The sequence below is a fragment of the Leptolyngbya sp. Heron Island J genome (assembly GCF_000482245.1).
Taxonomy (GTDB): Bacteria; Cyanobacteriota; Cyanobacteriia; order Phormidesmidales; family Phormidesmidaceae; genus Leptothoe.
The window spans coordinates 124,880-151,157 of sequence record NZ_AWNH01000117.1 but is presented as its reverse complement, the minus strand read 5'-3'; the positions used below and the strand labels follow the sequence as shown (position 1 = coordinate 151,157).

The 26,278-nt window shown below is 47.8% G+C and carries 12 protein-coding genes and 1 pseudogene; 10 read left to right on the top strand and 3 right to left on the bottom strand.

Going from position 1 to position 26,278, the window contains the following annotated elements:
• On the top strand, nt 1–389 hold a 389-nt coding region (locus N836_RS72465; RefSeq protein ID WP_023071803.1), incomplete at its 5' end, for a transposase.
• 28 nt (nt 390–417) lie between these two features.
• On the opposite strand, the pseudogene N836_RS72460 reads toward N836_RS72465, so the two are convergent.
• Nucleotides 418–654, bottom strand: a pseudogene (locus tag N836_RS72460) (hypothetical protein); the annotation flags it as partial.
• A gap of 977 nt (nt 655–1,631) precedes the next feature.
• Nucleotides 1,632–2,558: a DMT family transporter gene (locus tag N836_RS72455; RefSeq protein ID WP_023077131.1), complete on the bottom strand. Its 927-nt coding sequence runs from the start codon at nt 2,556–2,558 to the stop codon at nt 1,632–1,634.
• 730 nt (nt 2,559–3,288) lie between these two features.
• On the opposite strand from N836_RS72455, the gene N836_RS72450 reads away from it, so the two are divergent.
• From N836_RS72450 to N836_RS72430, 5 genes are all read left to right on the top strand, one after another.
• Nucleotides 3,289–6,588 carry a LamG domain-containing protein gene (locus N836_RS72450; RefSeq protein WP_023077130.1) on the top strand — a complete coding sequence of 1,100 codons (3,300 nt, stop codon included), beginning with the start codon at nt 3,289–3,291 and terminating at the stop codon, nt 6,586–6,588.
• A 12-nt stretch (nt 6,589–6,600) separates the two neighbouring features.
• Nucleotides 6,601–10,467: a hypothetical protein gene (locus N836_RS72445; protein WP_023077129.1), complete on the top strand. Its 3,867-nt coding sequence runs from the start codon at nt 6,601–6,603 to the stop codon at nt 10,465–10,467.
• Between the two features lie 68 nt (nt 10,468–10,535).
• Nucleotides 10,536–10,820, top strand: a complete 285-nt coding sequence (locus N836_RS72440; RefSeq protein ID WP_023077128.1) for a hypothetical protein — start codon at nt 10,536–10,538, stop codon at nt 10,818–10,820.
• Nucleotides 10,821–10,906: 86 nt separating this feature from the next.
• Nucleotides 10,907–11,422 (top strand): hypothetical protein, encoded by a 516-nt coding sequence (locus N836_RS72435; RefSeq protein ID WP_023077127.1) that lies wholly within the window; start codon nt 10,907–10,909, stop codon nt 11,420–11,422.
• A 218-nt stretch (nt 11,423–11,640) separates the two neighbouring features.
• On the top strand, nt 11,641–20,904 hold the full coding sequence (locus N836_RS72430) for a hypothetical protein (RefSeq protein WP_023077126.1): 9,264 nt from the start codon (nt 11,641–11,643) through the stop codon (nt 20,902–20,904).
• A 65-nt stretch (nt 20,905–20,969) separates the two neighbouring features.
• Here the strand turns inward: N836_RS72430 and N836_RS72425 are convergent, their stop codons facing one another.
• A complete protein-coding gene (locus N836_RS72425; protein WP_023077125.1) occupies nt 20,970–22,001 on the bottom strand; it encodes a DMT family transporter in 1,032 nt (343 codons plus the stop codon).
• A 404-nt stretch (nt 22,002–22,405) separates the two neighbouring features.
• On the opposite strand from N836_RS72425, the gene N836_RS72420 reads away from it, so the two are divergent.
• The 4 genes from N836_RS72420 (at nt 22,406) to N836_RS72405 (ending at nt 26,251) form a co-directional block, all read left to right on the top strand.
• Complete coding sequence (locus N836_RS72420; protein WP_023077124.1) at nt 22,406–24,043, top strand: ABC transporter substrate-binding protein; 1,638 nt, start codon at nt 22,406–22,408, stop codon at nt 24,041–24,043.
• Between the two features lie 81 nt (nt 24,044–24,124).
• Nucleotides 24,125–25,153, top strand: a complete 1,029-nt coding sequence (locus N836_RS72415; protein ID WP_023077123.1) for an ABC transporter permease — start codon at nt 24,125–24,127, stop codon at nt 25,151–25,153.
• A gap of 230 nt (nt 25,154–25,383) precedes the next feature.
• Nucleotides 25,384–25,737 carry a hypothetical protein gene (locus N836_RS72410; protein WP_152532320.1) on the top strand — a complete coding sequence of 118 codons (354 nt, stop codon included), beginning with the start codon at nt 25,384–25,386 and terminating at the stop codon, nt 25,735–25,737.
• An 88-nt stretch (nt 25,738–25,825) separates the two neighbouring features.
• Complete coding sequence (locus N836_RS72405; protein ID WP_023077121.1) at nt 25,826–26,251, top strand: hypothetical protein; 426 nt, start codon at nt 25,826–25,828, stop codon at nt 26,249–26,251.
• Nucleotides 26,252–26,278 lie beyond the last annotated feature (27 nt).

Sequence of the window (26,278 nt, the reverse complement as noted above, 5' to 3'; positions counted from 1 at the left end):
CTCTGTTTTTTCAAGCCTTAGCTGCGCGCTATCCTAATGCGGACAAAATCCAGGTTGTGCAGGATAATCTCAACACCCATAATGTCAGTTCTTTCTATGAATACCTGACGGCTGAGGAGGCCTTTGCCCTTGCCCAACGGTTTGAGTTTCACTACACCCCAAAGTCAGCCAGTTGGCTCAATATGATTGAGATCGAGTTTTCGGCACTGGCTAGAGGCTGTTTGCATCAGCGCATTCCCACACAAGACCAATTAGAGCAAGCGGTGCTCGCCTTGGTGCAAGAACGGCATGACCAGCGTATCCGCATCCATTGGCAATTTTCAGTTGAGGCCGCACGCGATAAATTTCAGAAGCATTATGTCAAAATTCGAGAAGATAAGACTCTCTAAAATGGTAGAAAACTTACTTTCCAGTGTACTTAGTGCGAGCATCTAAGGCATCTAGCCGAGCAGCTTGGATATCTTCGATGGCCTTGGTCTGATTATTGAGATGCTCAAGACGTAGTTTGTGGACGGAGTTCTTAGTCCGGGCATCGAGTGCTTCGAGGCGAGCTGATTGGATATTGAAGCTAGCGGGCTCAGCGGCGGATGCAACGGGGGCAATGGCAGCGGATGCAACGAGAACAGTTAAAGCAGAAAGAAGTGTGCGTTTCATGGTTAAAGCTCCTTGGGAAATCAGTGCTTGACTTCATTGATTACAAGAATGAGGGAGCTAGCTGAATGTGATCTGACGAGTAACTGAGGGTTGCTTAAGGGGTTTCTGAAGTTAGCTGAGTAACCTTGGTGATGGAGGTCACAGGAATGGAGTGGAGTGGGGTGGTGAACTGATAAGTCAGTGCTTGCGCCCGCCATAGGTTGAACCCATATAAGCAGCCCCCACGGACACGAAGTCCATGAGGGCTGCGGTTTAGATATAAAGGGTTAAGTAAAACAGAGTTCTGTCTACTTAGATATGGGGTTCGCGCTAGAAGGTTATTCCATAATGTGCTTTGCCTGTGAATCCACTGTATGCCGAAATGGCTTGTATACATCCCTTTGCAGCATGAGCCTATCGTCTGCTTACACAACTATCAATTTTTTCTGGAATGTGTCAGCGATCACTGTGGGATGAGCAAGCAGGGTATTAGCTAAAGGGTTCTGAGGAGATTGTGCACTGTTGCCTAGAGTGTTGCTCAGAGAACTGTAGCGTTGGGCAATGAGCCGGGTGAAACTTTAAATACAACAGCACCCAAAACAATCAACTGCAGGATTCTTCTACGTTCAACAAAACTACTCAGAGCTGCTTTGTGTAAGGTAAACCTACTTAAACATGGCTCTCTAGTTCAATTAAGAAGAGATATCAGTGATTTGTTTGGGTGCTGTCTTTGATCCGTCAAACGATTCTATCGAGATATCTATCGTCAGACCTCCTTTCGTTGTGGCTATGGGCTTTTCAGCTCATGCCATTAGGATATTCCCACAAGTCATCAATATCTCTTCTTTGATACAAACGTTAATGTTGTTTTTTATCACTGTTATCCTTATTGATCAGTGACATAACTCTATGGGGGTATGGTGATGACATGGTGAGCAGTGGAGTCGTCATCTTTTCTGGAAGATTTTCAGCGGTCGAGAAAAACGATATTGCTGTAGCTACGCTTTATTCTGTCGATTGACGAGCATGATGCCGGATAAGACAATCACACCACCTGCTAAAGAAATCAGGCTCGGTATCTCTCGTAGCCATAGCCAAGCAATAAACAGAGCTGCTACAGGAATGAGCGACAGGTAACTGCCAGCTTGTGATGCAGGAATCTTGGAAAGCACATAGGACCAGGCAATGTAAGCAACTACCCCTGGAAATAAACCCATATAAGCAACCGATAGTGTTGGCCCCAATGGTGCCTGTAGTGTAGAAAACACAGCACGAGGTGCAAATAACACTAAAACTAAAGTGCCTGCCCAGATGGCATAGGTCGTAAATTGAATCGCAGTGTAATGCTGTAACAACGGTTTTTGGATGACCGAGTAAATGCTAATGCAAAGTGTGGCCATAAACACCAGCAATGCCCCAAGGGAAAACTGTAAACTGCCGCTACTGGCAAGAGAAATGGTGGCCACACCAGCTACACAAAGGCTAATCCCGCACCAGCCCGCTTTAGTGAGCTTTTCACCATAAAACAGCGATGCCAGTAAAGCGATGATGCCAATTTCTGACGAGATAATAAAACTAGCCATGCCAGCAGATACCGTTAGTTGGCCCGCATTCAAAAATACATTGTAAAGAGTAAATCCTGTGATCCCACAGAGACTGAGCAGCGGCCAGTCTTGTCGGCGTGGCAACGGCATGCGTTTGATGAGGGCATAAACCAGCAGGATCGCAGATGCGACTAGATAGCGTAAAATGGCTACCTCTAGCGGGCTGTAGGCTGTTAACGCAACACTAATGGCGGGAAAAGCTGAGGCCCAAAGCAATATCGCGCTGAAGAGGGCAGCCATGACTAATGCACTGGGACGTTTAACAGGTTCACTCGCCTGAGGGCGAGGAGTCGCATGATAGAGCGGCTGTGATAGCACCATGAAGGAATTAACTCCTACGGTCAGAACAGCAATAGCTTAAATGCAACGTCCCCTACAGAACAATCTATAACTTTCATCGCATTGCTTGTAAGTTTTTGTTGGCTAAAGACATAGTTAGCTAATCCAGGAGAATTCACAGGCCTATCCTAGCTAAGGCTCTATGGAGGTTGCTAGTTGATGATCTTTCTCAAAAAGGAGGTATAACTGATCCGCTTTCAGTGTGTCTTGGGACTGCTCACAACAATCTTCAAAACAAATAACAAATAGTCCGAGCTTGGCACAACAGCGTTGTTTTTTGAATGATTTTCATCAAGAATAAAAAAGGGAGGTATAAAATGTTGTTCTTGATGCCTAAGCTCTTGCAATGAGATTTTATTGAAACATTTCAGCACATTGTAATTAACCTTTAATAAAGGAAATATTGGCGATATTTTGGTGCTCCGCGTCTTTAAAAAGACGTTTTCTTTTCCTGTATGGATATATCTGAAGTTTACTTAATTAAGCTGATAGAAGTAGGTTGATAGCTTTTTATATGTTGATGCGAGTGCTGTATGCTACACAAACATGAAGAATTATGGCTGCTACTTTGAATGCATCAACTACAGTGGATATGCTTGCAAGCAATAAGTGGTTTTCTTAGAGCAGCATCTTTATTAAGTTTTATTAGCTCACGGCGATGCTGGTGAGCTGGCTTTTTAGTAACTTTCTCTGTTGTTGTTGAGTTGAGTTTATGTCAGATGTGATTGGCCAAGGTCGCTTGGTGGTAACTAATCCTGCTATATCAGGGGATGTTAGGCACTTTGGCGTTCAAATCAGTCAATTACAAATCCAGTTTTATGACCTATCTGACAACACTCGATTTACAGCATTAGATTGGTGGGCTGTTGTTCAAGGGAGTTTAGGCGGTGCGGCTACCTCCGCATTAGTTCCAGGACACATCGTATTGTCTGGGTTGCCAGCAACTCCGAGTCCAGCTTTTTCAGATATTTCCGTGGGGACGACCAACGTTGCGGGGCAGTCGGCCTTTAGGTTAACAGTGCGTCAGACAGCCCCATTTGGTGTTAGTCCTAGTGGTCATGTAACGTTTCAAGACTTAGATGTAACGTTTACACAAATGGCTGATGACGTGGCTGTTTCTGGCAGTGTCAAGGTTGTTTTGTTTGATGCTGCAGAACAGCCGGTAGCTTTAACGCCTGCCTGGGAGGATGGCAAATTAATCTTCAAAGCGATTGGACCTAATGTCCCTGTGGGGCAGGTTGGGGTGATTGAGGAGACGGAAATCACGGTTCAATCTATTGCCCATCCTTGGACAGCTTTACAGGCTTTATATTCGTTTGAGGCTGTGTCTGGAGATATTATCCGTGATGCGTCGGGGCAAACACCCATTGACTTAACTGTTTATACCCCCAATTTGGTTGCCCTGGAAAGAGGGGCTTTGGTAACCCAGGCGGAGGCTGCGATCGCAACGGCTCCCCGTGATGCCATACAACCTTTGCCAGCGCCACGTCCGGTGCAGCGTTTAATTCAGGCAGGTCAGACGAATCAGGCAATTTCTCTGGTTTTATGGTTTAAACCTGGAAATGCCAGCCAGAAGGGACCGGCTCGTTTAATTACGCTATCTTCGGGGGCTAATGAGCGTAATTTTCTACTGGGTCAGCAAAAAGACCGCTATGTTGCTCGTTTACGAACCACGCTGACCGATGATAATGGCCTAGTCAAGGGTAAGAATCTGTTAGAGTCTCCATCACGGTCGGTAAGTCTAGAACCTACCTGTCTTGTGTTTACTTATTTTGCCAGCAGTGCCAGTGAACCCAATGCACATCTATATATTGATGGTCAGGAGGTAGCTGCGACCACGATTGGTGGTGACTTAAGTAACTGGGAGACTTTTGAACTCGCGATCGCAAACGAATTCCAAGATCCTGATCGTTCCTGGCAAGGAGAGTTTTATCGTGTTGCTGTTTATAGCAAAGCGCTGACTCCAGAGCAGGTACGCCAGCTCTATTATCCCCAGGTGCTGACAACAGGGGCACTCAGGTTAACTGACATGCCAGCCCCATTCGATCAGACTCTGGCGACGAACATTGTTTATGAAGACGCGTTCAGTTTAATTCAAGCAGAAGCAACCACACCTCGGTTGGCAACGCCCCAATTTCAATTTGATCGCATTACCCTCTCCTGGAAAAAGACGGGTACTAATCCTTGGGCGTTGCAGCAAAATAACAGCGCTGTGGAAGCCACACTTTGGCAACAGAATAAGTTCACTCTAGGTACAAAAAACAATTCGAGTCAGCCAGAACAGTTTTTACCCCTGATCCCACAGCCTAATCAGCCACTAAAACTGGTCTTACAGGACTTAGGAGAGATTACTGTTGAGAACTTTGAGCTGCAGCCTAGTAGCGTTGATAATCGACCGCAGTGGGAGCTCATTGCTGATGTACGGGAGTCTGAGATCGATCTACCAGGAATTGATCGACCCTTTGATTTCAAGACGGACTTTAAGCTCACCGATCTGGATTTAGTGATTGAATTTGTAGACGATGCTCTACGCGCAGTAGCTGAAGATCGGGTATTGCTTACTGGAAAATGGTTAGGAAAATCTCTTGGCTTCTATGGGGTTTCCATTGGTAACCAGTTTTTGTTGCGTAGTGCCACACTGTTCCAGCTGCCATTTAACCTTACCCTTGGTCCTATCCATGAGCCTGGCACTGCGATACGGGTGGCTGACCAGGTGAAAGTCTGTCCCACACCAGGCTGTCGCCAGATCATGAGTTTAGACACACTCATTGAGCTGAATGGAGCTGGGTTTAAGGCGGTGGTGAATAGTGAATTTCCTTGGCAGGATAACTTTGGGCATGTCCGAACTCTCCAAGTGCCAGAATTTACCACATTCATTTTGCCGACGACACCCAATGCTTTACTAGCCGAGGCAACATCCCAGCTGAGTCGCTATGCTGACCAGGTTTTTGCTCCAGTTGTTCAGTCTAAAGAAGATTTTTATGTGATTAATGTATCAAGTCAGTCTGTACTCGTTTATGGTCCGCAGGCAAGTTTTCCCATCACCCAGACAACGGTCTTGCCTAAAGTATTACGGGGTGTGGAAACAGTTACGTCTACCCAAAATCTATTTAAACTGACCCAGTCTGAGCAGCAGGCCGAATTAGTACTATCGCTGGCAGGACGCTCTGCGGGGGATATTGCAACTGACTACAGTAATTTTCTGGGGCAACTATCGAATCGCGTAGCCCAGCCATCTGGCTTTGAACTTGTGAAGCAGCGTTTGGGTGAACGGTTGCCTATTGCGATTAATCAGGCCTTGCAATATGTCTATGGTTACGACGGTCAAATGGTTGACCTCATCGGGGGTATGCGCCTGCGGGTGGAATACCAGAATTATCAATTTGTTCATCCAGTGGATAGAACGGCTGAGAACGGTTTTATCAGTAGTGGCACTGCTTATTACACCCTGCATTTTGAAGCGGGTGTTACTCAAGAATTCCTAGGCTTTGATCCGTTTTTGTCAGCTGTTCCAACTGCATTAGAATCGTCAAGCCAGGGCACTGGGGGCTTAGTGGATCTATTGCGACCGGGGAATCGGAAACCGTTCTATCGGTTGATGTATCCAGATGAATTTGTCACATCCCAGGGACGCATTGGGGCAGAGCGGGTGGCTCTGTTGATTGGTGCGAATGATTTTAATACCCTGGAGCAGGCAACAAACTTTTATCGCAACCCTGGTACAGCCAGGATTCAGCCTCCAACCAATATTGCGTTGGTCTATTTCCGGGGACGAGCAACGGTGGTGCCTGAGATTGCAATTTTTGTGCAAGAACAGCCGGACTTTGTGCCTGTGGGAACGACGCTGCGACAAGTGGCGGAGCGCTATGGTCAGACTGCCCTGCGAGCCAGACCTCAACGACTGGTGCATGAAGGTGTAAATAATAGGCCCGACTATCGATTTATTAATTTGGATAATAATGCGACTGCTCTGGATCTACCGCTGTTGCAGGGCGATCGCATCTATTTTTAGGGGGAATTTATCATGGCAACTCCCCGCTTTGATGGCTTAGAGACTGGATTTTATCGTTTAGTAAATGTGGCTGCTGACACTGGTGTGGTGAGTACGCCCGTTGGTGTTGAGGTTCTATTTGCGGATTTGGCTGTCGATTTGGCCAATGATGAGAGTCAGGCTAACAATCTGGATTTAGCAACTAGCTGGACGAAAATAGCTGGACTATATCTGTTTTTGCCCACCCATGGGGCAGATTTTGAGAATTTTGATTTTGTGACGTTGCGATCGCAACTCCTAGAACTGCGCCAATCTCCTGCCTATCGTCAAGTGCGATTTTTGTGGGTCAACAATCCTAGTGAGTCTCTTTCTCAATGGCAGTTACAAAGTCTCTCCATAGATGATGAGCGTGTTAGTCGTCAGTCAGCCTTTGACTTAGGTGGTTATGCACTGACGTTACCCAGGGGCACCACAATTGTTCCACGTGCAGCCGGGTTTACATGCACCACAGCCCTGGCCTATTTGACCACAGAGTATGGTGCCCATCAGTTACGAGGCGTCGGAGAAGAAATCCAACTACCGCTAGTCGGTCCGCACATCGGTGCTTGGCAGTTTGACTTGACCTTAGCCCGATCTGATGACTCTACCTATGCTGAACTGGCGGCCTTGGATATTGGTTTTCGGGTCTTTTTTGTGGACCCGTTACTTTCTAGCGATCCAGCTTTGTTTGGCTCAGCAGCATTTTACCAATCACTACGCTATCCTCTCTTTGATGAAACCGCAGCGGCGCAAGAGCGCTACCCAGCCGATTTGAAATTGCAAGGCTCATGGGATCCTTTGGATTGCGATCGCAGCTCGTTCACCTTTGCACCACTATCAGGCAACACACTGCCCAGTCTTCCTTCTGGCTATCGCAGTAACCTTGGCTATACCGTCTATCTGACGCCTCAAGCTAGCAGCCAGCTCGTGTTTGCAGCTAAGCCAGCCTCCAGTCTAGGGCCAGCAAAGGGGCTATATTTGACGCCCCAAGGCAAGTTTGGGTTGACCATCCCGCGCCATGACGACAACCCGGCTCGGCAACTGCCCGACTATGGCAACAATCTGATGTGTGGTCTTTCAGGGGTGGAGTATATCAAACTTTTAGAAGCGGGCACTTATACCATTGGCTTTGTCCCTGGTCACCCCGCCTTTGCACCCCGCTACACCCCCAGTCAGGGCTTAACTCAGCGGCTACGAGATTTGGTCAATGTCCTAACCCAGCGACCAGTCAATGACTTGAACCAGCGAGAGACGCTGAGTACTTTGTTTGACCCCAACCGAGCTGAGGAGATCCTACTCATTCGCGATACTCTGTTAGGGGAGTTTTTCCCATTGGGCTATCAGTTACCGTTAGAGGCAACAGAGGCGTTGCAACAACTCTCTAGTTCTGATCTGTCTACCTTAGGAGATTTTGAACAGTGGTTTCAGAATGCTCTACGAGCCAGTCGTGCGAAGGATGACGAGCCAGGGACGACTGCCGCTGCTTTAACTACAGAGGCTAGTGCAACTACGGCTTGGGCCTATGTGCGGCGCACTGATGGTTCTCCTACTTACTATGCTCAACCGGATCAGTCCATTCTCTATCAACCGTCTCGCCAGACATCTCTCATGAACTTTTTGGAGGTGCCAGCCACTGATTTAGAGAACGTATCTGCTACAAATCTTGCCGTAGCCAATGATGTCACTGTAGAGACCATACCTGATACGTTTCCGATCTTTCCCTATGGGAGTTTGGCTACCGCGATTACAGATTGTCGTGAATTAGAACTTCAAGTGGTGAATCCACTACGACGGGCTAAAATTCAGCAGCATTATGAGCAACAGAGTGTGCCAGAAGAGCCGACATCCAATGTTAAAATGGCTGCTGTCAGTTCATTCAGAGCAGCAGCGGCCAGCGTAGCTACTGTCAATGCTAGTTCAACTGTAATTGCGGCTGCCGAGACCACGACTGAAACCACTATTAGCGGTACAACCCCTCAAGGGTTATTGGCTCGTTTTACCACCGATTACAGCATCATGAGAGAGCTGGTGCTGGCTCGATCTACCAAGAATGGGCAGACTCAGTTTTTGAAATTTACCAATATTGAGAGAAGTTCGGCCCTTTGGAGTGCGTTTCAGGCCAATCAGCTATTGCTGGTTATTGATAATGCGGAGGCACTAAAGTCTTCCTTTAATGACCCGGATGATCCCAACCAAACCATTACTCAACTCACCATTGATGGTTGGACCTTTTATCTGGATACGGTGGATGATGCCGGAAACATACTCTGGCGTCCGGAAAGTATTCTGATTTTTAAGTACTACAACAAATCGCTGCTAGAGTTGATTGAGCAACCGAGTCTCTGGTCTCAGGCGGCCACATTTGTGGGGGATGAGGCGAAGATTGCTGAGGTGCGGCAGCGGGTGCGGGCGAGTTTGGAGAGTGCGATCGCAAATGATACCAAAGACACCCCAGCCAAAACCCGCAAACGCTATGCTCCCTTAGCCAATATTGCCCACAACCCCAACTGGTCCGGCATCATCGGCCTCAACATTCCTGTTCCACCCGCCGAGGGGTTACCCCCAGAGCTAGTAGCCCTAGCAGGCGGCATCAAAGAAGAAAACTTCTTTGCCCAGTACATTGGCATTGACAGTACCCCCATTCGTCCCGAGGACGGTTCTTTAGTCATAGAGCCCTCCTCTCTGTTTGGCTTGATTGACTATGAAGACGCTCAGCCGCCTGCGCCGCACCCCTCGGGCTATAACTTTCAGGTGCTGAACCTGCGGGTATTGTTTGAAAATTCTCGGGTGACAGACTTTGCCAGTCAAATTGCCGTTACCCTCGACAAATTATTTGAAGAACGAACTCAGCTCCAAGAAGACTTTGGCGCTAGCAGTATTACCAATGTCTCTGGACGTAATTTGGTCAATCTCCAGGGTAGTGCTGAGAATCACAATGGTCGCACTACCTACGCCTTTAGCTTTAGCGGTAACAACCGCTTTTTAATGCCCAATAGTGCGATTTTTAATTATATCGACATTGTCAAAGCCCAGTTTTCCTCCGATCCGATTCCTGCTGGGGATAATCCTACTATTACGGGGCGATTCTCCTTCTGGACAAAATTCAACTTTCGTAAGCTGGAAAAATTCGATATTTTCTCCTTTGGTCCTGATGGCGACTTTCCTACCCAAACTGATGCACAGCAGTTTCTCAGTGCGGCAAATCTGGTGGTCACCCTATCATTTCCCAAGGATGATGCTAATCAGCGGTCCTTTGCGTTTGTTCCTGACGACCTCAGCTTTAACCTCAAAAGCAGTGCCTTCCGCGACAACAGTCTCTATGCCAAATTCCCCATCACTTTGACTGGGTTTATCCAAGGTCAAGACAAACCTAAAGGCTTTTTACCGATAAAAACTGTCCTGGGCAATGCTTCGCTATCGGCAGATGTTACCTGGTATGGCCTGTCCTTTGATTTAGACTTAGGGAATCTCGGTGCCCTGGCTAGTGTATCCAAGTTTGTTTCTGGCTTAGTGGTGCTCTGGTTGCCCAACCCCAATCCTGAGTCGGATACGCGCCCAGAGCCCCAAGTCTACGTGGGAATGAAACTACCGGGACTTTCTGGAGATGTCCTGGGTTTCCCATTGCAAAGTGTGATCAAACTCTCATTTAAGACGGCTGAACTCTTATTTGATCCAGCCGATGGGCCTGATAACTCTACCTATCTCTTGAAGCTCAAGGCGATTGTCTTAAAGCTATTGGTGTTGTCGTTACCACCCAATGGACAAACCGAACTGCTGATCTTTGGTAATAGTCAAGGTCGCGATCATCCCATCGGCTGGTATGCTGCCTACGCTAAAGAACCAGCCCAGAGACCACCTTAGGTTCTGTTCTATGGGTGATATGTACCCATCTTCCCCAAGATATCTTAACGTTTTTACTTCTATGAAAAATGGCTGAAGAAAATATCCTCAATGCTAATACTATTTCCACCTTGATCACGGCTGTTAACGACCATTATCAAACTAACTTTCCTGCTCTATTTCCTTCAAACAGCCCCATAACACCAATTTGGAATACAAATATCAATGTCAAGGCAGGTAATGGGGAGAGTACCGATTTTTCTGCTGAAGGTGAACTTGTTACGTTTCCCTTTGATTTTGCAGATCAAGTGGAAGATCAAACCTTTGCTATCAAGGCCAAGATCAAAATTATTAACCAAGGTAATGAGGTCTAGACCGCGTGATAGCCATGTCTCATTGATACTGATAAGTATCTTGTTATAGCCCACTCAATCATCATCTCTTAAGGAGTCTTAATTGTATGTCTGGTATCACCCCCGCTCCATCAGGTGCCAATGCAGCAGAGTCTAAAGTATTTTTTGGTGTTGTTTTAGAACTCGATGGTGAAGAAATTTCTCTACAGCCCCAAAATGCCATTACAGAAATTAAAGAAAAAGGCATTGAAGTGGGCCTTCCGGCAGGAGAGCGAGTTGTTTTAGGTACTGTCGGTGAACGTCTGAAAGGGATTCTGCAAGCGCTTGGCGTTGATGACATCTCTTTCTTAAAAGATGATGGCACGTTGGATGAGACACAGCTACCGAGCATTCCTGCAATTCAAACTGCTGTCAATCTGCTGACTCAAGCCAACTTAGCCATTGAAGATTTCCATTTACGAATTCCTCCAACCGGAACTAGCACCAGCGCCCCTGCCAAATCAGAAACGGCTTACACAGTGGGACTGTCCGCTACATGGACTGGAGATGCAGGCACGCTGATCGATAGTTTAGATCTAAAGCTGAAAGGCCTTTATTTCAAGGTGAGTAACGAGGAGGGTTAAGAGAGTTACCTAAAGACAATTTCAGAATGCTTGTTTAATTTAGGCATTCTGAAATTGCCGTTGCTGAGCTACAGGATGAACCAATCTGTTAGAAACGCCGTATACCAGTATCTTACAGATAAAATCATACCGAGGATCAGCAACGCCATTCCTGTTAGAGTTTCAAATTAACCTCCAAGGTTTATGTCACATCAGTTGAGGCACTGCAAGTACGTCTTATGAGTTCATCCTTAACTAAACAGACAACAGTCAGCTTTGGCTTTGTGGCAGAACTTACAGCAGGGGGCGAAACTGTCAACCTTCAGCTGGAAAACACACAAGAAGGAGGAACGTCTGTATTTCGTGGCGGCATGCTGCCAGGACAGCGATTATTTTTAGTGGCGCTGTTGCAGAAAATAATTCCTGAGCTGCCACCGTTAGATTCCATGAGCGGGTTAGCCATTACTGAGCTAACGTTGGAGGCTCGCCCTACGCTTGAAACCTATGCTTTTAGCCTGGGGTTGGCAGATGTCTGGGCTGTAGAAATTCCCTCGAACGATCCTAGTGCTCCTTTAAACTTCAGCATTGATCGGATACTCATTGCTCTCAAACAATCACCCCAAGAGAAATCCTTCTTTCTACAAGGAGATTTTAGCCTTTTTGGTGGCCAGTTTTCTGTCTTGGTGAGCCGTATTGTGACAACGGCTACCAGTTCAGGAGAGTGGTTCTTTTTAGCACGAGCTGAGCGTATTCAGTTAGCATCGCTGGTTAATCGACTATTAGGAGCAGGAAACTTAACATCAGATTTTGAACTTGAGAATTTAAGTATCGATTTACTTGAGTTAGAACTTGCTCAAAAGAAAGTTGGCACCATCACCCAATCTCGGTACCGCTTTCTAGGGGCAATCGATTGGGCTTTTACTATTGCTAGTGAGCCTTTTGTTGTCAGAGCCAGTGCTGAGATTAAAAACTATAGAGAAGATGTCAGGGCTGGCAAAATTGTCAAAACAATTACTGATAAAGCCAGCGGTAAAGTAGCTGGGATGATTGAGCTGTTTGATCAGACACTAACAGCGTCCATCTTTTATGAATTTTCGCTAACTGAAAAGCGGGTTGGATTTGAGATTACATTTAAATCATTTACGCTGACGGGACGCTACAGCAATACTAACAATATAGAAAAAATTGACTTCAGGTTTTCCGGAATAGTCAATATTGGTGACATTATTAGCTACGTTGTTAATCTCTTTGATCCAAGTTTAGAAGAGTTTGAGCTAGATGCTCCTTGGGATGTCTTAGGTAAAGAGAGTATTGATTTCAGTAAGCTGAGGGTTAGCATCAATCTCACCAATAAGCAGTTTACCTTTAGCTATGCTAAAAGTCTGAATCTGGGTCTTTTCAAAATTTCAAATCTGGGTCTCTCCTATGGTGAGACTTCCCGAGGGTCTAAACAATACCGTTCTCGCATTAGTCTAGATCTGACAATTCCTGGTCAGCCACGCCAACAGGTTGGTTGGGATCCAGTCAATGAGAACCCGCCTAATATTCCGGGTAAGGGCATTCAGGTCTTTGACTTACAGTTTTTAGCCGTTGGCCAACGGGTGACGTTTCATCCCGATATTGTGGCGCAATCCCGTAACATCACTCAAGTCATGACGGTGCTGCGACAAACTATGGGGGTGTTGCCTCCAGCAAAACGTCGTGGCAATCCATTGCTAGCCTTGCAGGCCCAGTTACCCTCACCTGCCCCGGTCAGCATTGATCCGACGGCAACGATCACGATTCCTGAGGGTAGCAGTCCGATTCAATTTGACCCCAATAGTGGCATTTTGTTGGGGGCGCAATTCTCCATCATGGACACCATAGATATGAGTGTGATCTTTAATGATCCACTGATCTATGGCCTGCGCATTAGTCTCTATGGTGCTAAGGCAAAGCTATTTGCGGGACTACAGTTTGAGATTCTCTATCGGCGCGTTAGCGATACGGTGGGTGTGTATCACCTGGAGCTGGCTCTGCCAGATGCCATGCGCCAGTTTGATGTGGGAGCGGTGTCAGTCACCTTGCCCATCGTCGTGGTGGATATTTACACCAATGGAGACTTTGCCCTTGACTTTGGTTTCCCCTGGAAAGGAGACTTTTCTCGCTCCTTTGCAATTCAGGGATTTGCCGGTCCTTTCCCCGTGCTAGGAGCCGGTGGTTTTTACTTTGCGAAGCTGAGTGCGGAGACAGCGACCAGTACCCCTGCCATTGTCAATGGCACCTTTAGTCCGGTATATGAGTTTGGTCTGGGACTGAAGATTGGCCTGGGCCGCACCTTCAACAAAGGGATTCTCAAGGCTGAAATTAGCATCACGGTTCAAGGGGTAATTCAAGGTGTAGTTGCTCGGTTTAATCCCAGTGAGGCGAATGTTGCCAGTGATGATTACTTTAAGATTCAGGGCGGCGTCTCCCTGGTGGGTCGTCTCTATGGTGTTGTTGATTTTGGAGTAATTAGTGTTGACGTAGAAGTGGTGCTGCGGGCAACTGTCTTATTTGTGGTAGAAGCCTATCAGCCAACCCAGCTCGCGCTGGAGGCTGAGGTTTCAGTACGGGCCTCTATCAAGATTGCGTTTGTGCGTATCCGGTTCTCGTTTAGGGTGACCGTGCGTCAGTCCTTTACCCTGGGGTCTGCTAAACCAACTCCCTGGAAGCTAGGTTCGCCAACCACCAGCTCGACCAATGCCATTGGCACTACCAGCCGTCGAGCCGCTCGCTTTGCTCCAGCGGCCTTCAGTATGCCAGTTGCGTTGGAAACGGCAGCTTTTGAGGCTGCGACCTTTGAGTCGGTAGAACCAACGACTGCTGAACCCACAGACTTCACAACGTTGGATATGTCAGCGTTGCCTGTTGACTCGGTGTCAGCATCAACAGTGCCAGACGCGCTGGTTTCAGAGTCAGTTGTATCAGCTGCAGTAGAGGCTGAATTATCGTTCACTACATTAGACGCTGATACCTCAGGTGCTGATACCGCTACGACCTGGCTGCCGGTAAAGCTATCGTTGCCTGATGGTTTGCCTGATGATCAAATAGATAGCGATCGCATCCGCATCGACCTATATTTTCAACCCGGTTTCACCCAGGTTGAGGGGCAGGTGAAAGGGGTGGCCCTATTATTTATTGAAAACTCGGTACGCCATGATGACCCAGAGCAGATAGGTGATGCTGCTGCAACTGTTAACACCGACTTTGACGAGTTAGTAAAGGCCCTCCTGAGATGGACGATCCACAGCTATCGCCGGATTAGTACAACAAATCAGACACTTACCCTGGCAGACTGGCAAGCTCTCTATGATCGCTTCACAACAGAATTTGAAACAGCAAATAATCTTCCTACATTCTTGAATCAGCTCTATCAATTCTTAGAGACCAATTTTGTCTTTGATATTTCTGATCGCACGCTCAACGAACCGCAACAAACTCAAGAGCTAAGCGGTACCTTTTTCCCCATGGTGCCGTTAATAAGCATGGCCTTAGATCAGCAAACGCCCATTGATTTTCAGGCAAGTAATTTTAAGCGCAGCCTGGATGATCTGCAAAAAATTAAGGACTACTTTAAGCAACTACAGGTACGTCCCGGTAGCGCTGTTGAAAATTCGGCAATTGGCGGCAGCGCATCAACAAACCCCGTTACTTCCGGAACAGATCTGCTTTCGTTAACAGATTATCTGTTTGCAGATTATTTCTTGCTCTTGATTCGTTCTGGTCTACAGAGTGCCATTGACTATTTAGAAGATCTAGAAGACCAAACAGCGTTTGCCGCACCTTCCATAGAAACAGTCTTATCGACTTTGAATAGTAATGGCGCATTTAACCATCTATCGGGTACCGCGTCTCGCTATTTTCTCCATGGGTTACGATTACCCACACCTACAGCCGCACCCATGACAGCCTGGGCAACAAACCCTTTATATGAGGCAACGGGGCAACAGTTTAATGTGTCGATTACCACTCAGACCGTTGGTGTGGGCGATGCGGCCAGAGACGTGACTACGGTCAACTTGGATCAAATTTTACTGAGTAAACCTGCCACCCTGACCTGGATACGGTTTATTGACTATGACCGTGCCAATCTGAATAATCCACCTACTCGCAATGCAGCATCACTGGTCTATGGATTAACGACTGAGCAGAAAAATGACTTACTGGCACTGCAGACGGCAACTCCTAATCTAGATCATCAGTCAACAACACCGCCTCTGCTGCCTTTCTATCGACCTGTAGAACGTCAATATACCCTACGTCAGCGGAGCCCAATGGCAGTAGGCGAGTTGCGAGAATTACCGTCAGATTTGCGGGCCTATCTAGCCGATCCGTTGACCTATAGGCAAGGTTTATTACCTGACTCGGCTCCTCTATCAACTCTCCCCTTCATTCTGACCGATGCGACAGATAAAACCGCCACTCCGCTACCGCGCAATAGGGTCAAGTGGTCAACCAAGGTGAAGGTAACCGTACGTCGACTGGCAGGAGATAACATTTACCAACTAGAAGGCACTGATGAAGTTGGGAAAGATTTGTTGGAAGCAATTCGGACTACAGGGGCATCTCCTAACCTCGATTTGTTTTATCTAGACGCTGACACGGCGCAACTCGTGCAATCAACCCGTGACGTGTTGGTATTAAAAGCTAATCTCTCCACCCGCAGTCAAGCGGCGGGAACAATTGCAACAGCCAGAAGCTTTAGTACAGCTGCAACGAGAACCCCCTATCAAGCCACCTTACCTGCGGACAGTAATAGTGATGGCGCTGACTTTTTACAACTTCTGTGGGAATGTAGCACGGTTAATTCAGGGGGCTACTACCTGGTATATGGACCTTTGGGTGCCGCTGGGCTACCAGACAATTTGTTTGCGGATGGGGTAACAGCAGATTTGGTGTTGGTGATTCGTGTGACCGGTTTCACTCAAGAAGCTGCTCCTTTCCACAACTGTGTAGACATTACCACCGCCCAATCAGCAGATTTATTGGCCATCCGTAATGACGAGCGCGATCCCATACAGGTATTACAAATGCCTGCAGGTCATTTAGGTATACAGCTGACACGTCCGAATGTGTCAGTGCAACCCAATAATGGGAATGCCAATGATGAATTGGAAAATCTCTATCAGCTTTTGGGCTATCGATTATTAGAACAACCGGGTAAATTTGTGGCCACACCGGAGGCCTTACCCATTGGCCCCAGTGATGATCCTGAAGATGCCAACCACCCATGGCAATATGAACGGGTGCTGCCAGTCTATACCCTGTCTACTGACCAGGGCGGGACGACCAATCCGCCACTGCCATCTCCTGAGATGAATCCCTATCGAGGTGTGGCAGCACAGGCAGTTGTACAACCACAGTTAGAGTGGCGCGATCTCTATGGCAACATTTTCAAACAGTTTAAATTCACTGAGTTGCCTGTCCGTTATTTTGATCCACTGTTGGGGCTAAATCAGTGGCCATCGCTAGTGGAACGTTATCGATTTAAGGCGGTTTCTCAGCAAAAGGTCCGTCTGGAGTTATCGCTACAGCTCGACTCTAGTCCTTATATTTCCACCCCCGGTAATGTGTTTGCAGAGGTCAGACGCAAGACGATCGCAGCGCGTGAGACCTACCAACAGATTTACTATCAGATTCATCAAGCTGATGTGACAGCAATGGCTGAAACATCTGTGCTACTGCAAGGTACAAATGTTGTTCAAAAATCTGTAGATAAAGCAGTGCTGACTAGCTTTGTGGAGATGGCTTATGGCTATCTCATTACTTTGGAAAGCTTGACGCTACAGTCCCACAATGTCAGTGCCAATGAAACCTTCGCGACTGTGGCTAACACGTTCCGATTGTCGGTAGATGATTTGGCCGAAGAAAATCAGCAGCTGAGCGGTCTGTGGGCAGCGGGCACTCAATTGGAGATTCCTGTCGAACGCGATATTGTTGTTAATGATAGTCTGCGGACGATTGCGCAAGAGGCTCTGAAAGCTGAGGCACTGCTGCGAGATTTTGATAGTGTAAGCGCGATCGCAACCGCCTCCCTGCCCAACATTACTGAAGCGGCCACTGCTGCCAAAGTGGTTCAAATTGCCCAACGTCATCGTGATACACCGGGTCTAGTCCGAGACGGTCTGTCGATCAGTAGCCAGGCCAACACCTATGAAACCCTACCAGGAGATACGTTAGCAGAAATTGCGAGTGCTCTTGGTATCACCGTTGAGGCCTTGATCCCGATTTTAGAGGCCAAGGGTGATTATCTCGATGATCAGGTTATCCTTGCCGTGCCCCTGACGTATGACTGGCGAAGCACCGACTCGTTAGCCCACACCCGAGACAAAGTTCAGGCTGTCTTTAAGAATACAACACTCAATATTGGCTTAGATGCCGATCTGCTAACAGTGACGGATATTGCTCTGGCCACAAATACTTTCTTGGAGACAACAACAACGCTGACGATTCCTGCACAACTCACCCTTCCTCCAGATGCGTCTGTATCAACTAGTGGCTCAATCACTGAGTCCACCCTGGACGCAGTTGTGCGTAACCTGCAGCCATCCCCCAGCACCCATCGGCAGATTGATCTAGCGGCATTCGTCACGACCAACCAGACATTATCCGGGTTAATTCAGCCTGGGCAGTCGCTATTACCGGCTTTCCAAGCATGGTCTGTCTTGGTTGAGAATACGACCCCTGAACTTCAGACCTATGTGCAGCCGTTTCTGAATGCGGCCTTGCAGCCATTTCACAGCCAGTCTAATATCCCGGTAACCCGTGACCATGAGACATTCTATAGTCTCACGCAGCTGTTTGAGCAGGTGCGATTATCCTTGGTGGCAGCCTTGGCGAGTGCCCCTGACCCTGAAAATGCCCAGCTTAAAACTCAGGTGCAGCAGCTGAGAGAACGGTTAGATCGCACTGTGTCTCTTGCGGAGGTTGCGATCGCAATTCAAACCCTTCCCATTCTCCAAATAGGTGCCCCATTCATTACTCCACCTTACACCCAACAAATTCCCATAACGCTAGATTTACCCACGGATAACAATACTGTTATCTATCCCGAGAAGCTAATCTTTCCAGTCACTGTCAACGTGACTCTGCAACGGGATGATAATTTAGTTGCCAATGACCTACCTGACCGTACCCTGGTGCAGCGGTCCACCGCCTATCTATCTCCCCATACCATCAATGGTGATGCCCGATCAGCCTCTCTTCAAGGATTTGCCCAAGATTTCCAAGCCGCATTTTCTGGATTGCGTCTTGGCACCAGCGATAACCGCAATCCCGGCTTCCCTGGCGATCCCAATAATGCCAGCAGTCAATCCATTTGGGCCGTGCGTCTAGGCCAGGGAGGACTCACTTATACAATTCAGCCTCTGAATCTAGACCAACAGACTTTACCTGCTGGCGAAGACCGCAATCCTCTATTCTTTGCTCCTGCCCCGTTGGCCAATACCCTGATGGCGGGCACCGTTGATCTCAAAATCAGTACAGAGGCAGACCGGAACCGTGTCGATTACCAGCCTGATAATAAACGCTTTGATGCCATTGACTTGAACCTGTTGGGGCAAACCTGTTTGCAAGCAGTGGAAGACTTTTTAGCACCCGAAGTGTCTGTCCCAGCGGTTCGTTTAGGCAATACGGTTGCGGACAACGTTGATGGGATTTTAGCTGCCAAAGAGACATTGGCGGATGCTATCAGTGCTCAAGTTGTTTCTCTATTACAGCCATCACGCCCCGATAATGATGCACGTCAACGCCGTGCTGCTGAGGCTCTCAACCAAGAGCTACGTATTAATTTAGCAGAGGCCTATGCCATTGAAACCATTGTCCAGTACGGTGTATCTGTGAAAAATAATTTGCCCGATGATGGGGATTTCCCAGTGCGTTTAGCCGGGCAGCCCACGTTGATAAGTGCCCGTGATGCGACTACCCAAGCCGAGATTACCGATCTCTCCACCCTCGATTTTACCCTGTCTCCAGCTAAAGTCTCTTTAGAAGAAACAACCTATCTAACGTTTTTCTTTAATACTCAAAACCCTGAAAGGTATGAAGATATTGAACTCAATCTGACGTTCAATCGTAATGAATTGGAATACAACATAAAAACTGTTCCCGGTATAGCAGGGTATCAGTCGTCTGATTGGCTCAGCTTTATTGAACCCGATGAGCCGGATACCCTTGGTCATGTCCAGATTCCAATTCCTCTACGTACCTATCCCATCCCACCATCTCTGGTGTTGCAACAGGCTGAGTTAGATCCGGATGCCATCGGCAACGATTTAGCGAAAGTGCGTGAATGGCAGTATGTCTATACCTATGAGCACCTGGATGTGGCTCAGGATAGTCTAGAAAGTGATGTGCGCTATAACCTGCAAGGGTTACCTAGTCCGGCACAGTTAGGTTTACCAGAGGACAGTAGTGAAGAGACTTTATTTGATGCATTGGTGCGGTTTAATCAGAAATATCCAGCCCTTAAAGCTACATTTGAAAAGCTCGCTGAAGCTGATACCCCTGCAAAATTGGCAGCTTTAGGCGAAGAGACAACTAAAGCCGTCGATGACTTTGCAAAATTAGTGGGCCAGGTGGCAGTCACCTGGAGAGACTGGCAGCCCGTACAGCGCAGCATTGTGGCAACAGGTGTGGACTACACCATTAATGAAGAAGAGCCTCCGGTCCCTGTTGGTCAACCTGCCATCAAGGAGATGACCATTGTGGCACCTGATACAGTGCTGTTGCCCCAGGTCCTGCTGCCAGGCTATCGACAGCTTGATGACTCACCTCAACGGCAAGACTCTGCGCCTGGTTTCCAGAACCAGCTCTATCGGTTTGAAGAAAAATCACCGGAGGAAGCCGCCCTTGATCCAGTCTATGGAGAATCGTCCATTCCCGATCGCACCCTGATCATTCAAGATCGGGATATTGTAGCCCAGCAGAATGCCTGGAGCGGTATCTGGCTAACCCGTAACCGTCAGCTGGTGCCCTATGCTCAAACTAATCCTGTCTTTGTGTTCCAGACGCCCCAGGTACGCTTTAGTAACTGGGTGACACCGCTGTTGGTGAATGCTCTGCCGTGGAACATTGCGGACCTCTCGGATACGCCCGAACAGTCAGTGTTGACTCATTTGCAGCGGTTATTTGAGACGGTGCTACCGGATTCAGCCCCCCAGCCCTATGGTTTGCGGCTAGATTGTCGCTACAGTTTTGCCATGGCGACGGTGGGGGATGAGCAGCTGTTTTCGGCAGTGCCGGTGTTGCTGACGCCGAGGGTTGCGATCGCAAAAAATACAACCATCACCTCACAACTAGTCACAGAACTAGCCACCGAAATCGAACGCTGGCGACAGGATAATCGCCCTGTGGAAGATCAAGGACGCTATCAGTTCACCTTAAATCTGTTCTCAGGAATTGATCATGATGCTACCTTGCCGCTGTTAAAGATCGCACAGCTGTATGTGCAGCAGGTAGATATTCAATGGCCTTCAGTATAGTTGGGATATTTCAAGCAGGCCTGAATCGTGTAAGGACAGTTCTCGTGCTTGCTCTGGAAGCAAACTCAAACGCCTTTAAATCCTCCGGATTCGCTCATTTCTTTAGTGCTAGGTCGCTGAGAAGGACGTAGTAGATTTAATCGCTGTACGCCAACTTGGTTTAAGAAAATACCACCTAAAATGACCACACCTCCAATGTACTGCCCAAGGGTGGGCACCTCACTCAGAAGGATAAACGCAGACAGAATCCCCACAATCGGATTAAATGCAGTTGCAAAAGAGACTTCGCTGGCCGTACTACGTTTGAGGCCGTTAAACCAAAATGACTGACCGGCTACGACAATAATGGCTGCATAAAACAGCATCCACTGCCATAAAAACTTAGACCCTACATCCATAAAGTGTTCAGAGCCATAGAGGACTATAGTGGCCCCAAAAAAGAAAACAGTCCCGACAAACATTCTAAAAACACTAAAAATTCCTAAAGGAATCTCTCGTAGGCTAATCTTGCTGATCAAGTTTGCGATCGCCTTGATCACCGCCGCAATTAGTGTTAGAACAGCACCCTGACCTATAGCCGTACTCATGGAAATCATCTCGGTGCCCGGTGGCTGAATCAAGACAGTGAGAGCCACTCCAATAAATGAAACCACGGCTCCAGCCACGACCCATTTATTGACCCGATCCCCCAATACCCAGACAGATAATGCCAACACCAGCGGTGTATCAATTTGGCTAATCAAAATCACATTGTTAACGGGAGTGATGGCTAGCGCTGTAAAAATCAGGGTTGGCACGATGGCTGCTCCCAAAATCGCCACCACAGACATGGAGAGCCAGTCCTGCCATTTAATCTGTTGTAGCGCTGGCTGACGCCACTCCCGACCATAGGTGATGGCGAGCAGGATCAGGGCACATAGATTGCCCACAAATAAGACATTGCAAAAGGAGATGGGGTTACGTCCATCAATTAAATACATCTCCCCTAACTCTGTGAGCTTGCGCGTCACCGCATTAGCGGCACCAAAAATGGCAATGGCAAGTAGAAGGTAAACTCTACCTGAGGGTTGAAAGCCTAATTTACTTGTAGTCTGCATGGGATGGGCTCCTAGCCCTAGTAGTAAGTAGTGCTGTTAAGACAGAACCCTGATTAGTAGGCCTACAGGCTCAAATCGAGTCAGTTCTTTGGGAATTCGAATGCCAGAGCGGTATTAAAGCCCGATTAGTATCACTTACAGTCTAAAACTGCTAGCGGTTCAGTGTGATGTTCATTTTATAAGACCGACACCATTTGGCAAGCATCTGATTGGGATGCGTCTAAGGTGGCTAGCATCCATCGATGCAGCAAGATCCATTCCCCTATTTGGTCACCTACTTAATTGCTTGCGGCCTCTGAGAATGGTAAAACTAGCACCCATGGGCTGCCCTTGCATCATGCCTACTGCGAGAGCATGGTGCTAGTCAGCTGCTGCGGTCCCTTATCGCGTCTCGGAGATCCTTTATGTCGGTTCAGTTCTTAGGTCAGCGGATTTGGTCAAAACCACTGCGCTCACTGGGTTACTACATCAGTCTTTTTAGCCTGTGTCTGGTCCTGGCGGTGGCTTGTGGCGGTGACACTCAGGTTGCTCCCACACCAGCTGATCGTGTGGCCATTGGAACAACCCTCAGTGCGCGGACGTTAGATCCTGCCGATGCCTATGAAATTTTTCCTGGCATTTTGCTATACAACCTCGGGGATCGCCTCTATACCTATGCTCCAGGGACAACCACGTTAGCACCTCAGCTAGCAACAGCGATGCCCACGGTCAGTGATGATGGTCTTACCTATACAATCCCGTTGCGAGAAGGGGTGACGCTACACGATGGCTCGGCATTTAACGCCGACGTGATGGCGTTTTCTATTCAGCGGTTTATGGAGAATGGCGGTCGTCCAGCGTTCTTACTGTCGGAAAAAATTGAGACCGTTGAGGCGACTGGTGAATATGAGCTGACGATTACTCTCCAGCAGCCGTTTGCTGCCTTTACGGCAATGCTGACATTTTGGGGGGTGACACCGATCGCCCCAGATGCTTACACCATTGGCGACGGACAGTTTAAGCCTGAAGAATTTGTCGGTTCGGGACCTTATAAGCTGGCGTCCTTTAGTAGCGATGTGATTAAGCTAGATGCTAACCCCGACTACTGGGGAGAAGCGCCTAGTAACAACGGTATCGATATTCAAATTTTCACGAGTCCAGCGAACCTCTACAACACGTTTCGGTCTGGTGGTTTAGATGTGGCGTATCAAACCTTGGACCCTGATCAAATCGCGGCCTTAGAGCGTGAGGCCGATCAAGGGGGCTGGAATGTGATTGAGGCGGGGTCAACCGTCGTTAACTATATGTCGCTGAACCAAAAGATTGCGCCTTTTGATGATTTGAATGTGCGCAAAGCGGTGGCCGCCATGATTGACCGTAATCTCATTAACGACCGTGCTTTTCAAGGTCAGGCAGAGCCTCTTTATAGCTTGATCCCCAAGAGTTTTGACGTACATGAGCCGGTGTTTGAAACCGCCTATGGCGATGGTAACTATGAGCAGGCGAAGGTATTTCTTGAAGAGGCGGGAATTACGGCGGCGAATCCGCTTGAATTTGAGATTTGGTATCCAACTGCTTCAACCACCCGTAGTGTGGTGGCTAACACCTTAAAAGAGGCGATTGAGTCTAATTTGCCAGGTCTGGTGACTGTGCAAGTGAGTACGGCTGAGTCAGCGACGCTATGGGAAAACGTGGAGAAAGGGGTTTATCCGAGTGTCTTATCTAACTGGTATCCAGACTATTTTGACCCGGATAATTTTGTGCAGCCTTTTCTCAGCTGTAATGAGGGATCTGAAGAAACGCTCTGTGAAAAAGGTGCAACCCAAGGGAACGGCTCGTTTTACTACAGTACTAGGGCCAATGATCTGCTGGCTAAGCAACGTGCAGAGCAGGATGAGTCGGTTCGTAGTGGTGTCTTTAAAGACTTACAGCAGGTGATGGTAGAGGATGTGCCTTATATTCCACTCTGGCAAAACAAGGACTATGTCTTTGCTGCCTCAGGGGTGGATGGTGTAGCCATTGAGCCTAACCAGCAATTTTTGCTGTGGCAAATCAACAAATAAATTATTGGATTTCCCTTATAGGAGCGTTTCATAAAACGCCCCTACAAGGGAAATTGGTACGGTTAGATATGGGGGAAATAAATGGCATCTCGGGCTAATGCGCTGCGTTATTATGTGCTGTCGCGGTTGATGCTGGCACCGTTGATGATCTGGACGATCACAACGGTGGTGTTTTTGCTGATGCGAGCCACGCCTGGAGATCCGGTGGACGCGCTGTTGGGACCCAGGGCACCGATTGAGGCCAAAGAGGCATTGCGATCGCAACTTGGTCTGGATAAACCCTTATTTTTCCAATACTTAGACTACTTAGGGCACCTGCTGAGATTTGACCTGGGCAGCTCCATCGCTAGCCAGGGCCAAACTGTGTGGCAAATCATTGGCGATCATTTCCCCGCTACAGTTGAACTCACCTTCTGCGGTCTGACGGTTGCGGCTATTGTTGGCATCCTAGTCGGCTCGATTGCTGCATCGCGTCCCAATACCCCAATCGATGCTGGTGGGCGGCTGTTTGGCATTCTCACCTATGCCACCCCCATGTACTGGTTTGGCATGATTTTACAGCTAGTATTTGCGGTACAGCTGCGGTGGTTTCCCATTGGTACCCGATTTCCCCTGATGGCCACTCCTCCCAATGGTCCGACTGGCCTCTACCTACTGGACAGCTTGCTCCATGGCAATCTCTCCCAGTTTGGTACGACCCTATATCATTTGGCCTTACCCAGCCTTACCCTTGGCATTTTGATCAGTGGCGTCTTTGAGCGCATGGTCCGGGTTAACCTCAAGCAAACCCTGCGAGCCGATTATGTGGAAGCCGCGCGAGCCCGTGGAATTTCCGAATTTCGCATCATTACCGTCCACGCGCTTAAAAATGCCCTGATTCCAGTAATTACGATTCTGGGATTAACGTTTGCATCTCTACTGGGAGGAACGGTACTGACGGAGGTTACCTTTTCCTGGCCGGGGTTGGCCAACCGTTTTTTTGAAGCGATCTCACAGCGTGACTACGAAGTAGTTCAAGGGCTGATGACCTTCTTTGGCACCATTGTTGCCCTTGTCAGTATCGCCATTGACATCCTCAATGCCTACGTCGATCCCAGAATTCGATACTGATGAAGCCCTATGTTTGCCGTTGCTGATTGAGAGGATGAACCGATCGATTGGAAACACCATACAGCGATATCTTTGAGAGAAAATCACACCGACGATCAGCAACGCCCTATTTTTTATATAAATGTATAATTCAAAGCATTGATTTTTGTAATATGTTGGGAACACGGTCGCGTTCCAGTCACTAATTTTTTAGCTGGATGGGCCTTCACTACTTATATGTCTGTAGATTTATGTCTCCATCAATAGACCCTGACGTGTCGTGGCTCGACCGAGTTCGACGTTTATGGGTAGATAGGATAGTCAAACCCCTGGCTCTGGTAATGGTCATGCTAGTCTTAGCCGTCACTATGGTGAATGAGGGCACCAATAGCTCATCACCAGCCAAGGCTAGCCCTGAATCTGCGGCTCAGCAAACTGTCACCTCATCGTTGCCGTTGCCTTTACAGACCAGATCACGGCTCCAGCCTCAGCGGATGACCCAGGCCACCCTAACTAGCCACAATCTGACATCCGCCTACCTCTTAGGCCATCGTTCTGCTAAAAAACTATCGACTGAAAGGCCCACAATGGCTCATCAGGGATAGTCCATGACGCCGCTGATAAATGCGTGTGATGGTTTGTATTAGATTTTTGTTGCAGAGACTTATGGCTAAGGGGATTAGGTATCATTAGATGTCTCTTAGTATTGGTGATACAGATTTGAACCCTTTTCAAAAGTTCATTTGTTGTTTGGCTACGGCGAGCACCCTCCTGATATTGCCGAGTGTTATGGCCTCAGCTCAGTCACAGGAATCTGCTGATTGTGGTTTTCTAGTATCTCCTCAAGAATTTAATACTTTTGAGAACGATGACAGAATTGTAATTGGCCAGGTGAGTGGCCGCCCTTATATTGTTCTGTTGACTCATGATCTTGAGGATAGCTTGTCAGCAATTCGTGCCTGTATTCCAGATGCGTTTTTAACGTCCTCCAGGTTAGGTAGCTACATTCATATTGCTTCTTTTAATAACTATAGAGATGCTAAAGAGTTGACTGAGCAAATTGACGAGTCTCTCAATATTGATGTGCGTATAATTCATCGCTCTCGTTTGAGACAATAAGCGTTATTCCTTGTGAGCTTTCCGTTT